Annotated in this window: 10 protein-coding genes and 3 pseudogenes; 8 read left to right on the forward strand and 5 right to left on the reverse strand. The window is 75.1% G+C overall.

What is annotated here, in order from left to right; all coding sequences use genetic code 11:
- Nucleotides 1–850: 850 nt before the first annotated feature.
- From FF86_RS21980 to FF86_RS54595, 3 genes and pseudogenes are all read right to left on the reverse strand, one after another.
- Nucleotides 851–1591, reverse strand: coding sequence for a hypothetical protein (locus tag FF86_RS21980; protein ID WP_044887511.1), 741 nt, complete (start codon nt 1589–1591; stop codon nt 851–853).
- 1791 nt (nt 1592–3382) lie between these two features.
- The coding region (locus FF86_RS21990; protein ID WP_242419263.1) for a DUF1015 family protein at nt 3383–4548 on the reverse strand (1166 nt) is incomplete at its 5' end.
- A 1-nt stretch (nt 4549) separates the two neighbouring features.
- Nucleotides 4550–4735 (reverse strand): annotated as a pseudogene (locus FF86_RS54595) (DUF1015 family protein); the annotation flags it as partial.
- A gap of 494 nt (nt 4736–5229) precedes the next feature.
- On the opposite strand from FF86_RS54595, the gene FF86_RS21995 reads away from it, so the two are divergent.
- Both FF86_RS21995 and FF86_RS22000 read left to right on the forward strand, forming a co-directional pair.
- Nucleotides 5230–5673 (forward strand): lipopolysaccharide assembly protein LapB, encoded by a 444-nt coding sequence (locus FF86_RS21995; RefSeq protein ID WP_173667376.1) that lies wholly within the window; start codon nt 5230–5232, stop codon nt 5671–5673.
- A gap of 86 nt (nt 5674–5759) precedes the next feature.
- The gene (locus FF86_RS22000) at nt 5760–6941 is read left to right on the forward strand and encodes an HAD-IIA family hydrolase (RefSeq protein WP_236706615.1); all 1182 of its coding nucleotides are present in this window, start codon (nt 5760–5762) and stop codon (nt 6939–6941) included.
- 42 nt (nt 6942–6983) lie between these two features.
- Here the strand turns inward: FF86_RS22000 and FF86_RS54600 are convergent.
- A partial coding sequence (locus tag FF86_RS54600) for an SCP2 sterol-binding domain-containing protein (RefSeq protein ID WP_242419264.1) occupies nt 6984–7189 on the reverse strand: 206 nt, incomplete at its 5' end.
- 1 nt (nt 7190) lies between these two features.
- Nucleotides 7191–7322 (reverse strand): annotated as a pseudogene (locus FF86_RS54605) (alkyl sulfatase); the annotation flags it as partial.
- A gap of 245 nt (nt 7323–7567) precedes the next feature.
- On the opposite strand from FF86_RS54605, the gene FF86_RS22010 reads away from it, so the two are divergent.
- The 6 genes and pseudogenes from FF86_RS22010 to FF86_RS22030 all read left to right on the forward strand — a co-directional run bounded on the left by FF86_RS22010 (nt 7568) and on the right by FF86_RS22030 (nt 12518).
- Nucleotides 7568–7783: a hypothetical protein gene (locus tag FF86_RS22010; protein WP_044887515.1), complete on the forward strand. Its 216-nt coding sequence runs from the start codon at nt 7568–7570 to the stop codon at nt 7781–7783.
- A gap of 17 nt (nt 7784–7800) precedes the next feature.
- The gene (locus tag FF86_RS22015) at nt 7801–8733 is read left to right on the forward strand and encodes a TlyA family RNA methyltransferase (RefSeq protein WP_044887540.1); all 933 of its coding nucleotides are present in this window, start codon (nt 7801–7803) and stop codon (nt 8731–8733) included.
- Nucleotides 8730–8810, forward strand: an 81-nt coding sequence (locus tag FF86_RS54610) for a hypothetical protein (RefSeq protein WP_242419280.1), incomplete at its 3' end; no start/stop codon positions are given. The genes FF86_RS22015 and FF86_RS54610, both read left to right, overlap by 4 nt.
- A gap of 1 nt (nt 8811) precedes the next feature.
- Nucleotides 8812–9617 (forward strand): annotated as a pseudogene (locus tag FF86_RS22020) (NAD kinase); the annotation flags it as partial.
- Nucleotides 9618–9728: 111 nt separating this feature from the next.
- Complete coding sequence (recN, locus tag FF86_RS22025; protein WP_044887517.1) at nt 9729–11483, forward strand: DNA repair protein RecN; 1755 nt, start codon at nt 9729–9731, stop codon at nt 11481–11483.
- Between the two features lie 81 nt (nt 11484–11564).
- Nucleotides 11565–12518, forward strand: a complete 954-nt coding sequence (locus tag FF86_RS22030) for an aldo/keto reductase (RefSeq protein WP_044887518.1) — start codon at nt 11565–11567, stop codon at nt 12516–12518.
- Nucleotides 12519–13115: the final 597 nt, after the last annotated feature.

Here is a 13115-nt window from a genome sequence, read left to right on the forward strand (position 1 = left end):
CGATGGTACTGCATGGGGGACTGTGTGGGAGAGTAGGACGCCGCCGGACTTACACAAAGTGTGGGGTTGCCTTTTTAAGGCAACCCCACACTTGTTTTGTGCGTGGACGATCCCCGGCGTGCGGCTGAGGCCGGTTCCGGCGTTGTCCTCCGGCGGCGTTCGGCGCCAGGCCGGTCGGGGATCAGACCGGCCCGGACTCGCTGCCGGCGTGGCGGCGCCGACCGGCTGGGAGCGGCGGCGTCGGGCATACCCCGTACTGTGGACATCGCTGCGGGCATCCCGCGGATCGGCGTCCGGATCCTCGTCGAGGTCTCCTCCGACGCCGCGGCGGACCGCGCCGGGGCAGACCGGTGGGTCCATGCCCTCCTGGCAGAGCACACATCAGATCCGCGGCCGCCGACCGCGGCGCATGCGGGACGAAGGGGAACGGCCGGTCATGGCGAGGGAAGACAGAGCGAATGAGCGCGGCACATCGGTGCCGTACGCCTCCGACCGGCCCCAGCGGCGTGACCGGGAGCCCGGGCGGGACGGTACCCCTCGGCGCGGTGGCCGGTCCGGCCCGGACGGTGCGTTCGGGGGAGCACCGCGCCGTGACCATGCGGCGGGTGGCGCCGGGCGGGGTGCAGCTCCGGCCCGGTCGGCGGCGCCGCGTGCCGGTGGCACCCGGGGGCAGAGCGCTACCCGCGGCGGCTGGTCCGGCGATGCCGCCAGCGGCGCGGGCCGAGCCAGGTCCGGGCAGGTCCGGCGGCTGACCGACGCCGCCCCCGGCCGAGGCTCTCGGCCAACCGGGGCAGGCCGCCGTTGGGCCGACCGGACGGAGGGCGAGAGCGGTGGGTATGGCCGGGCCGATTCACCGGCCCGGCGGCCGCGGCCTGCCGGCGACTCCGGCGGTGGTCCGGACGGGGGTGCGCGCTTTCCGCGGACCGACCGCCCGCGAAATGACCGCCCGCAGGGTGGGCAGGGTTCGTCCGGCGGCGACCGCTTCGATCGGCGCGGGCCGGCCGGGGCGTCCTTCGGTGCCGGCCAGCCCCGTGACGACCGAACCGGCGGGGACCGTCAGGGCGGCCCCGGCTTTCGTCAGGGCGCGGGTGCCAGCGGTGGCGGGCGTGCTGGCGGGGCGGCGCGCGGCGGCGTCGGCCGTGCGGGGCAGGTCCCGGGGCGGATGACGGCGGAGTCGGCGTGGCGGGTTCGCCGCGGCCGGCCGGGTGCGGATGAGCGGACCGCCACCGGCGGCCACCGTACCGGCGCCCCGGACGCGCAGCGCCGCCCATTCCGGGAGCCGTCGCGCGACCGGAACGACCGTCGTGACGACGGTGCCCGCAGGTACGGTGCGGCCGGTACCACCGAGCGTGGCACCGACCGCGGCGCGCCCGACCGCGGCATGGCGCACGGACGCGTGCAGGCTGAGCGGCCGTCGCGTCCCGAGAGCGCTGCCGGCCGCGGCGGGTGGCAGCGGGCCGAGTCCGGCCAGGGACAGGGACGCGGAGGGCCCGCTGCCCGGCCGTGGACCGCCGGGCAGCGGCCGTCCACCGGAACCCGAACGCCGTCCGAACGGCCACGGGTCGCCGGTGGCGAGCGGCCGCCCCGCCAAGGCCAGGACCAGCGTCCCCGCCAGGACCAGCGAGATGGCCGGGAGCAGCGGCCGTGGGAGCGCGGCCGGGAGCGTGTGGCACCGGACCGTGATCCGTCGGCGCGTGACGGCCGATCCGACAGGTGGTCGTCCAACCGTCCGGCGAACACGCGGCCCGCTGGCTCCACGGCCGGCGACGATCGTAACGATCGTCGTGACGCACCCGCCGCGCCCCGACCGGCCGCGGCGGACGGCGCCGAGCGGCGCGAGTACCGCGAGCAGCGGTCATGGCGCGACGGGGCTGGCTCCGGCGTCCCCGATGCAGGTACTCGAGGCTCGGGCGCAGGTACTCGAGGCGCTGGCGCCGGCCCTCGGGGCGCGGGTGCTCGGGACGCGGGTGGCCGTGGGGAACGCGCCGGTGCACCGGGCGCGCGGGGTAACGGCGCCCCCCGAGGCGCCGCGGCGCGCGGGGCGAGCCAGGGGCGCGGGGCCCCGCAGGGACGCGGTGGGCGACCAGGTGGACCTGGCCGTCCCGACGATCGGCGGGGGGACCGTCCGGATCGGTCGGCCCGGCCGGATCGCACCGATGTCGGCAGCCGGCGGCCCCGGGTGCAGACCCCGCCGCTGCCGGACGAGGCCCGCGCGGACATGCTCGACCACGACGTCCGCCGCTCGCTGCGGGGGCTGCCGACGAATCTGGCGGACACGATCGCCCGGCATCTCGTCGCGACCGCGCTCCTGCTCGACGACGATCCGGCCGCGGCCCTCGCCCATGCGCGGGCCGCCGCCGACCGGGTGCCCCGCCTTCCCGCCGTGCGTGAGGCGGTCGGCATCGCGGCCTACCACGCCGGCGAGTACGCCACGGCGCTCGTCGAGCTGCGGGCCGCCCGGCGGATGGACGGTTCGGGCCACAACCTGCCGCTGATGGCGGACAGCGAGCGCGGCCTCGGTCGGCCCGAGCGGGCCATCGCCTACCTGCGCGATCCGCAGGCCGACGAACTGGACCCGGCGGCCCGCGCCGAGATGCTGATCGTGATCTCCGGGGCGCGCCGGGACCTGGGCCAGCCGGAGGCCGCCGTCGTGCTGCTGCGCGACCTCGCCACCGCGAAGGGCGCGCCGGCGCCGTGGGCTCCGCGGCTCTGGTACGCCTACGCCGAGGCGCTGCTGGCCGCCGGCCGTCCCGAGGAAGCGGCCCGGTGGTTCACCTCCGCCGCGGCCGTCGACGACGGCGAGACGGACGCGGCCGCTCGCGCTTACGAGATCGTCACCGGCCAGCCGATGCCCGAGGACGAGGACGTCGAGTCCGAGGCGGACGTCGAGTCCGAGGCGGTGAACGCCGTCGAGCTGCTGGGCGGCGGGCAGGCAGCCACGGATCAGGAGGCCGCAGCCGGCGTCACCGGTTCTGGCGATTCCTCGGCAGCGGGCGCCACCGATTCGGTCGACATCACGGATGCCGATCCGGATTTCGGGGNCTCCGCCATCGAGGAGCCGAACGTCGTTGATGCGCCGGATGCCACGAGCGCAGGAGATCTGGCTGACTCGGGCGATCTGGCGGATGCGGGGGATCTGGCCGACTCGGGGGACGTCACCGCAGCGGTGGTGAATCCGGCGGATTCGGCGGAAGCGGATTCGGGGGAAGCGGCGGAGCGGTCACACGATCCGTCCTAGGCCGGTACCGAATCGTGTCGAGGTCTGGCGGCGGTTCTCGGAGCCGAGACCGCGTTCCGGCCTCGGCACGATCTGGCCGCACTGTGGCCGGAAGACGGCGTGGCCGGAAGACGGCGTGTGGCCGGGGCGACGCGGTCGGGCCGGTCAGGCGTCCAACGGGCGCAGGACGAGGCCCGTGCGCGGCTTCGGGGTGAACAGCGTCGATTTGCGAGGCATGCGCTCCCCGGCCTCGGCGACCGCGGTCACATCCGCGACCGGGGTCGGGTTGAGCAGCAGCGCGGTCCCGCCGGCCGCAGCCGCCGCGGCGATCGCGGCCGGTGCGTCGTGGTGGTAGTCGACGACGCCGACCGTGTCCGCGAGTTCCCAGACGTCAACGATCAGCGCCAGGTGGGCGACGGTGACGTCGAGCCGGCGGAAGGCGGCCGAGCGGCCCGCCGGCAGGCTGCGGGCCAGCAGGCCCGCGGTGGGCTCGGTAAGCAGGTAGGCGGAGGTGCCGTCGGTGACGACGAAGGCGTGCCCGCCCTGACCGGCCTTGGCCAGTTCGTCGAGCAGGTGGTTCGGGTCGACGCCCGCCTGTTCGGTTCCGGCCCGTTCAGCGGCGGCCGGTGCAGCGCCGGCCCGTTCGGGGCTGGCGACGTCCGGGCCGGCGAGTCTGCGGACGGTGAACTCGGCGGCGGCCCGGCGCACCGCGGCGGCGAGGTCCAGACCGGTCACCGCCCGGTGGATGGCGTGCACCCGCGGGCCGGAGACGGTCGCGTCCACGAGGAAGGCGAGGCCGAAGTCCCACGGACCCGAGCCGTCCCCGGCGGCGTGCCGCTCGGCCTGGTACTGCCGATAGGTGGCGTAGCGGTGGTGCCCGTCGGCGATGACGGCCCGCCGGGGCAGCAGGTCGGCCGCCATGGCGGTGAGCACCGTCGGGTCGTCGATCGCCCAGAGCCGATGGGTCACCCCGTCGTCTGTGGTCGTCTCGATCTGCGGGACAGTCTCGACCAGTTCGCTGACAACTCGGCTGGTCTCGCCGCCGCCGGAGTACAGCAGGAAGATGGGCTCCAGGTTGGCGCGGGTCGCCCGGGTCAGCGCCAGCCGGTCCGAGACCGTCCCCGCCATGGTGTTCTCGTGCGGCAGGATGATCCCCGCCGCCGGGTCGGCCAGTGCGACGGCGCCGATCAGCCCCCGCTGGACGTGGCCGTCCTGCTCCTCCTCACACACGTAGACGGACGCCCTGTCGTCCCGGCGCAGCACCCCGCCGTCGAGCCACTCCCGCAGCGTGCGGGCGGCGCCGTCGTAGTCGTCGCCGGGCAGGATGAGCCNCACCACGTTGTGGACGTCGCGGGCCAGGAGTTGGGCGCGTTCGGCATCGTCGATCACGTCGTAGGGCGGCGAGGTCAACGCGGCGAGAGCCGGCCCTGAGACCGGGAAGCGCGCCGCCCGGAACGGGGTGAGCACGAGTCCCGCGGGAACGGGGACGGGATGATCGGCGTGCAGCATGAGCCGCATCGTAGGACCCGGCCGGTGCCGGCCGGCCGACCCGGGGATCCGCCGGCCGGGTGGGGTGGCGCCGGCGGCCCGTTGGTGGGCGTCATCGGGTATCGCCCGCCGCGGCCGCCGTGAGCGCAGGGCGTGGTGTGTCCGGTCGTGACGGCAAGGCCGCGGGCCACCGGTAGTGATCATTATCCGATCCGGGGGCGTCCCGGCGGGCTTTGCGGCGACACTGGACCCGGGAGTGTCGCCATCCTCGCTGGTGAGAGGAGTGATTACGAAGCGTGATTCCCAGCTCTTGGGATCACGGCTGGTGGGCCTGCCAGNCGCGGCAGAGCCGACCGGAGTGATTCCGTCCACGGCGGTGTTGGTCCGAGGGGGCGGGTTTGCGCTGCGGCGCCGTGCGGCGCAGGCGGTGCTCGCCGGGGACGCTGTCGCAGAGTGGTCCGCCGCGTAGGGGTGTGCGAGCGGCCGGCGCAGCGTAGGTGTTCGTCCACGTGGTGGAGGTGAAGATGGTCGACAAGACCGGCCGCCCGGAAGAGACTCCGGACGAGGGCGCCCCGACGGACAGCATCCGCCCGGGGCCGGCAGGCGAGGTCTACGACTGGTACACCCGCGGGATGGCCCTGCTGGGCCACGGGGACGCCAATGCCGCGGTGCAGTTGCTCGCGCACGCGGTCGCGGCCGAGCCGGCCTCGCCGAGCGTTCGCGAGGCGCTGGGCCGTGCCCAGTTCAGCGCCGGCCAGTACGTCGCCGCCCGGGAGACCTTCGCCTGGATCGTCGACCGTCATCCCACCGACGACTACGCGCAGTTCGGCCTCGGCCTGTCCGCCCGCAAGATCGGCGATCTTCGTGCGGCCGTCGAGCACCTCGCGCTGGCAGTGGCGATGCGCCCGGACATCCGGCACTACGGAGTCGCGCTGCGCGGTGCCCGCGCGGCCCTGGCCCGGGCATGACCGATCGGCTGCCGGGGACGTCCCGGTGGCCACCGTCCCGCGCGGCCGACAGGCCCGCGACCAGCGCGATCCCCGGAGAGTTCGCCGTGTCCCCAGATCTGACCGCCGGCCTGGTGGCCAAGCCCCGCGACGCGGCCGAGGCCGGCCCGCTGCGCGGCACCGACCGACCGCTCGCCGACCTGTTCGACGTCGCCCTGATGGATCTCGACGGGGTGGTGAACCGCGGTGGGTCGGCGGTGCCGCACGCCCCGGAGGCGATCGCCGCCGCGGGCCGTCGCGGCCTGCGCACCGTCTACGTCACCAACAACGCCCTGCGCCCGCCGGCGGAGGTCGCCGACCGGCTGACCGGGTTCGGCGTGCCGGCGCGGGCCGAGGACGTGGTCACCTCCGCGCAGGCCGCGGCGCACGTCCTCGCCGAACGACTGCCCGCCGGCGCCCGGGTGCTCCTGCTCGGCGGGCGCGGGCTGCGCCAGGCGCTCATCGAGGAGGGGCTGACCCCGGTCGACTCCGCCGAGGACGCCCCGGTGGCCGTCGTCCAGGGATTCGACCCCGACCTCACCTACGCCCGCCTGGCCGAGGCGACCTACGCGATCCGGGCCGGCGCCTGGTGGGTCGCGAGCAACGCCGACCGGACGGTGCCGACCGAGCGCGGCATCGCCCCCGGCAACGGCGCCGTGGCCGCGTTCCTGCGCGCCGCGACCGACCAGAAGCCCCTGGTGACCGGCAAGCCGGAGGCGGCGATGCACCGGGAGTCGATGCGGCGCAGCGGCGCCCGCACCCCGATGATCGTCGGAGACCGGCTCGACACCGACATCGAAGCCGGAACCCGGTCGTCCACGCCCACCCTGCTCGTCTTCACCGGGGTCACGACGCCGTCGGAGCTGCTCGCCGCGCCGCCGGAGCACCGCCCGACCTTCCTGGCCGCCGACCTGCGGGGCCTGCTGCGGCCGGCGCCACCGGTGCGGGCGCGGCCGGACGCCGGCAAGCACGCCGCCGCCTGCGGCGGGTGGGTCGCCCGCGTCGACGACGGCGAGCTGAGCTGGTCGGCGAACGACGGGGGCGACGGCATCAACGCCGGCAACGACACCAAGGGTGGCAACGCGAACGGCGGTGACGGCGAGGGCGGCGCGGGGGACGGACTCGACGCGCTGCGGGCCGCGTGCGCGGCGGTCTGGTCCGCTATCGATGTGGGCGTCGCAGTCCACGCGATCGCGGCCGACCGGCCCGCGGGCTGCGCGGACCTGGTCGTACCCACCGTCGCGCCCTGACCTCGGCAGTACGTCGGCAGCGCGGGCACACCCGGCGGCCGGTCAGAGCAGGGAGCGGACCCTCAGCAGGTCGCGCACGCTCGCGTCCACCTTCAGCCGGCCGCTCGTCCAGGCGGACAGCACCGACAACCGCCCCTCGGTGACCGCGATCAGATCGTCGCTGTTCACGGTCAGGGTGATCTGGGCGTCGTCGCGGTGACCCTCGCCGAGGTCGCGCAGGCAGCCGTCGCGCAGCTCACCGGAGAAGGNGGTTCCCAGGTCCGGGATGCGGCAGACGATCGTGCGGTCGGGGGTTCGGGGCGGGCGGCCCTCGGCGGCGAGCCTGTCCAGACGGTCGGCGATGCTACGGAACGCGGTCTCACACTGTGACCTGTCGGCCATCGGGAGCTCCGGCCTCCTTCGGGTCGGTTCGGGGCCTCCCGTCGGCGGGGGCCCTCCCATGGTGCCTTCCATCGGGCGGTAGGCGACGCTCACCGGGCGAGTGGCCGGCGAAGGTGGCGCAGCGCCCGGGCGGACGGGTCGCGAGCGGCACCGCGGCGGATGCGGCGGGTCATGAGATTCGTCGCATGACCCACGTCGTGGGGGAGGCGTCGCACCATCGACGAAAAGTGCGGGAGGCTGACAGAGTGAGCACCGAGAACCTGCCCGCCGAGATCCGGGACGCGCTTACGCGGCTGGACACCCTCGACGTCGTGGCGACGTCGGAACATGTGGAGGTCTTCGAGGAGATGAACCGCCGACTGGCCGACGCCCTGGCCGACCTGGACGGGTCGGGCGGCGGCGCGGCAGCCGAGGTCGATCGGGCGCAGCCACGGCCGGGTCCGGTCCGGCCGGTTCGGTGAGTCGAGCAGGGGGCGTGGTGGCCCGTCGCGTGCGGTTGGACAGCGAGCTCGTCCGGCGTGGACTCGCCCGCTCGCGGGAGCAGGCCGTGGCCGCGATCAACGCCGGCCGGGTCCTGGTCGGCGGCATCCCGGCGACGAAAGCCGCCACGGTCGTCGACGGAACGACATCGATCGCCGTATCCGCGAGCGACGATCCCGGTTGGGCGTCGCGCGGCGCGCACAAGCTGCTCGGCGCCTTCGCCGCCTTCGGCGTCCCCGCCTACGACGCCGAGGCGGTCGCTGCCGAGCCCGTCAATGCCGAGGCGGTCAATGCCGAGCCCAACGCCGCGTCGACCGCGCCGGCCGTGGCGGATCCGGGTGGGTCGCTGGTGGTGGCCGGGCGGCGGTGCCTCGACGTGGGGGCGTCCACCGGAGGGTTCACCGACGTGCTGCTGCGCCACGGTGCGGCGTCGGTCGTCGCGGTCGACGTCGGCTACGGCCAGCTGCTGTGGCGGCTGCGCTCGGATCCGCGGGTGCGGGTGCTCGACCGGGTCAACGCCCGCGCGCTGACCCCGGCCGAGGTCGGCGAGCCGGTCGAACTGGTCGTCGGGGATCTGTCGTTCATCCCGCTGCGGTTGGTGCTGCCGGCGCTGCGGGAGTGCGCGGCGCCGGACGCCGATTTCGTGCTTCTGGTCAAGCCGCAGTTCGAGGTGGGTCGCGAGCGGCTCGGCGCCGGCGGCGTGGTCCGCGATCCGGCGCTGCACGCCGAGGTGGTGCGCGAGGTCGCGGCCGTGGCGGGCGGGCTCGGTCTCGGCGTGCGAGGGGTGACCGCGAGTCCGCTGCCCGGCCCGGCCGGCAACGTGGAGTACCTGCTCTGGCTCGCCGCGGGCGCGCCGCCACTCGACGACGACGCGCTCACCCGCGCCATCGAGGCCGGTCCTGCCGGGAACCGACCGGAGCGTCCGGCATGACCCGGGAGATCCTCGTCGTCACCCATCCACGCCGCTCGATCGTGCGGGAGAGCGCCCAGCGGGTGATCGAGGGGCTGNCCGGCGCCGGGGTGTCGCCGCGGGTGCTGCGCGACGAGGCCGAGCAGCTCGACCTGACCGGCGCGAACGTCGTCCCGCACGACGCGGACGCCGCCGTCGGGGTGGAGATGGTGCTCGTCCTCGGCGGCGACGGCAGCCTGCTGCGCGGGGCGGAGTTCGCCCGCGGCGCCGACGTGCCGCTGCTCGGCGTCAACCTCGGCCACGTCGGTTTCCTCGCCGAGGCCGAACCGGACGCGCTGGAGTCCACCATCGACCACGTCGTCCGCAAGGACTACACGGTGGAGGACCGGATGACCGTCGACGTGACCGTCCGCCGCCGCGGCGAGGTCACCTACTCCGGCTGGGCGCTCAACGAGATGTCGCTGGAGAAGGCCGAACGGGCGCGGATGCTGGAATGCGTCCTGGAGATCGACGGTCGTCCGCTGTCCCGGTGGGGCTGCGACGGGGTGATCTGCTCGACGCCCACCGGATCGACGGCGTACGCGTTCTCCGTCGGCGGCCCGGTGATGTGGCCGGGGGTCGAGGCGCTGCTTGTCGCCCCGATCAGCGCGCACGCGTTGTTCGCCCGGCCGCTCGTGCTCGCGCCGAGCGCGACCGTCGCCGTGGAGATCCTGGAGCCGGTGCCCGGCGTGCTCTACTGCGACGGGCGGCGTCTCGCCGAGGTGCCGCCCGAGTCGCGGGTCGAGGTCGTGCGCGGCCGGCGGCCGGTGCGCCTGGCCGTGGTGCGCCCGCTGCCGTTCACCGACCGGCTCGTCGCCAAGTTCGACCTGCCCGTGGCGGGCTGGCGGGGCCGCAACGAGCGCTGAGCGGCCATCGGACCCGCTGGGGTGGACTCGGGCGGGTCCGTTGACGGTTGTAGACGGTTGTTGACGGTTGAGGATGTCGGCGGACCCGGTGGGGCGGCTAGAGTTCGGGGCGTGCTCGAGGAGATTCGCATCCGCGGCCTCGGGGTCATCGACGACGCTGCCCTCGATCTCGCCGCCGGCCTGACCGTGGTCAGCGGCGAGACCGGCGCCGGCAAGACGATGATTGTGCAGGGCCTGGGCCTGCTCACCGGCGGCCGGGCCGACTACGGCCTGGTCCGGCCGGGGGTGGAGCGGGCGTTCGTCGAGGGGCGCCTGCTCATCCCGGCGGACTCCGCGGTCGCCGCGCGGGTCCGCGACGTCGGCGGCGACCTCGACGACGATCCCGGCGGCGCCGTCCTCGTCGTCGGGCGGACGCTGACGTCGGAGGGCCGCTCCCGGGCACAGGTGGCGGGCCGCTCGGTGCCGGCGAGCCTCCTCGCGGAGATCGCCGAGGATCTCATCGCCGTCCACGGCCAGTCCGAGGCGCAGCGGCTGCTGCGCCCGTCCACGCAGCGCGTGGCGCTGGACCGCTTCGCCGGCCACGCCGTCGCGGGGCCCCTGGCCCGCTACGGCGTGGTCTACACGGAGCTGAGCCGGGTCAGCCGGGCGCTCGCGGAGGTCACCGAGCGGTCCCGGGAACGCGAGCAGGAGGCGGAGCTGCTGCGGATCGGCCTGGCCGAGGTGGAGCGGGTCGAACCGGCGCCGGGGGAGGACGTCACTCTCGACGCCGAGCTGACGAAGCTCGAACACGCCGAGACGCTCGTCCGCACCGCCCGCACAGCCCACGCGGCGCTGATCAGCGATCCCGCGTCCGGCTCCGACGACTCCGGCGCCGTCGACCTGGTTTCCGCCGCCCGCCGCGTCATCGCCGGCGACGCCGACCTCGACGCCGACCTCGCCGCGCTCGGTGCCCGGCTGACCGAGGTGAGCATGCTGCTCACCGACGTCGCCGCCGACCTCGCCTCCTACGCCGAGAGCATCGACGCCGACCCGGAGCGCCTCGCCGACGCCCAGAACCGCAAGGCCGCCCTGACCGGCCTGACCCGCGCGCACGGCACCGACATCGACGGCGTGCTCGCCTGGGCCGACCAGGCCGGCCGCCGGCTGCTGGAGCTCGACGGCGCCGGCGACAGCGCCGAGACCCTCACGGCCCGCCGCGACGAGCTGACCGCCGAGCTCGCCCGCCTCGCCGCCACCCTCAGCGAGGCCCGGTCGGCGGCGGCGGCCCGCTTCGGTGAGGCGGTTGCCGCCGAGCTCGCGGGCCTCGCGATGCCCCGCGCCCGGGTCGAGGCCGCCGTGGCCCAGCGTGACGATCCCGCCGGCCTGCCCGTCGGCGACCGGCTCGTCGCCTTCGGCCCCGCCGGCGTCGACGACGTGGAGCTGCGCCTCATCCCGCATCCCGGTGCCCCGCCCCGGCCGGTGCAGAAGGGCGCCTCCGGCGGCGAGCTGTCCCGGGTGATGCTCGCCATCGAGGTCGTCCTCGCCGCCGACGACGCCGGCTCCACGATGGTCTTCGACGAGGTCGACGCCGGCGTCGGCGGCCGCGCCGCCGTCGAGATCGGCCGCCGCCTGGCCCGCCTCGCCCGCACCCACCAGGTCATCTGCATCACCCACCTGCCGCAGGTCGCCGCGTTCGCCGACCGGCACCTCGTCGTGCACAAGGCCGACGACGGCTCGGTCACCCGCAGCGGCGTCATCACCCTCGACGACGCCGGCCGCGTCCGCGAGCTGTCCCGGATGCTCGCCGGCCAGGAGGAGAGCACGCTGGCCCGCGGCCACGCCGAGGAACTCCTCGCCGCCGCCGCCGCCGACAAGGCCCGACCGTAAGCGCGGGCTTGTCTTAGCGCGCGCTCCAACACCTAGGGTTACCGCTGACGGCGTACGGATCGGCGGGCAGGGAGCAGCGGCATGCACGAGGTCAACCTTGGTGGACTGAACGTTTCGGCCCAGGGGCTGGGCTGCATGGGGATGAGCGAGTGGTACGGCGCCACCGACTGGGACGAGTCGATCGCGACGATCCACCGGGCGCTCGACCTGGGCGTCACGTTCCTGGACACCGCCGACGTCTACGGGGCCGGGCACAACGAGGTGCTGGTCGGGCGGGCCATCCACGACCGCCGGGACCAGGTGCAACTGGCCACCAAGTTCGGCATCGACCGCTCCGGCGGCGACGGCGCCAGGGTCGTCCGCGGGGAACGGGCGTACGTCCAGCGGGCCTGCGACGCCTCGCTGCTGCGGCTCGGCGTGGACGTCATCGACCTGTACTACCTGCACCGGCCGCCGCAGACCGCCGAGATCGAGGAGACGGTCGGGGCGATGGGCGAGCTCGTCGCGCAGGGCAAGGTGCGCTATCTCGGGTTGTCCGAGGTCGACGGCGCGCTGCTGCGGCGCGCGCACGCCGTGCACCCGATCGCGGCGGTGCAGAGCGAGTACTCGCTGTGGACCCGCGATCCCGAGACGTCCGTCCTCGACGCCCTGCGCGAGCTGAACGTCGGGCTGGTGCCCTACTCCCCGCTCGGCCGGGGCTTCCTCACCGCGACCTTCGACGGCTCCGATCTCGGTGCGCTCGACTTCCGGTCGCGCAGCCCGCGTTTCGTCGGGGAGGCCGGCGAGGCCAACCGCGCGATCGTGCAGGCGGTCGCCGACATCGCCGCCCGCAGGAACGCCGCCCCGGCGCAGGTCGCCCTCGCCTGGGTGCACGGGCAGGCCGAGCGGCTCGGTGTCCCGGTGGTCCCGATCCCCGGCACCAAGCGCCGCCGCTGGCTGGAGCAGAACGCCGGCGCCCTCGACCTCACCCTGGACGCCGACGACCTGGCTGTCCTCGACGCCCTCGACGCCCAGGTGGTCGGCGCCCGCTACTGATTCCCATCGTCATCCACCGCGAGCATGGACCGCATCGTCCCCGGATCCTGGGCGCGATCGCCTGACGTGAGTTCGTCTGCTGNGGGTGCGGCGGGCTGTCCTCCTGTGCGGCGGGGCGGGACTGTCACGGTCGGCGGCGGCCGCGTAAGCACGGTTGCTTGCGCCGGTCCGGGTCGGGTCGGGTCGGGGTTGACGACGACGTTCCGTGGCCGGCGAAGGGGCCGGAAGCGGGGATGTGCGTGGGACCGGTGCCACGTGGTCGCTCTGTGTGGACAAACCGGACGCCGAACCCATCAGAGGAACCACGTCGGCGCTCTCCCACGCATGCNCCCCGAACNCCCGCCAGCCGCCGCCACGCTCTGTGATCGTCGCCGCGAGCCGCGAACTCCTGGACCTCTCTGGCTACTCGGGGTCCCCGTGATGCGCCCAAGGCGTCGCCGGGTGGTGTGTCCAGGAGGATCGCCGGAGGCGATCGAACGAGACCCCATACGGCGGCCTGGAACCCGGGGTCCCCGTGAGGTGCCGGAGGCACCTCACGGGGAAGGTGTTACCGTGAAGTCCCGTGGAGGCGTCGGGTCCGGACCGGCGGCGTGACCA

The organism is Frankia sp. CpI1-P (assembly GCF_001421075.1).
GTDB classification, from domain to species: domain Bacteria; phylum Actinomycetota; class Actinomycetes; order Frankiales; family Frankiaceae; genus Frankia; species Frankia torreyi.

Coding starts and splice junctions, on each gene's coding strand:
- FF86_RS21995 (WP_173667376.1), top strand. CDS start 5,230: ATGGTCGACAAGACCGGCCGCCCGGAAGAGACTCCGGACGAGGGCGCC.
- FF86_RS22030 (WP_044887518.1), top strand. CDS start 11,565: ATGCACGAGGTCAACCTTGGTGGACTGAACGTTTCGGCCCAGGGGCTG.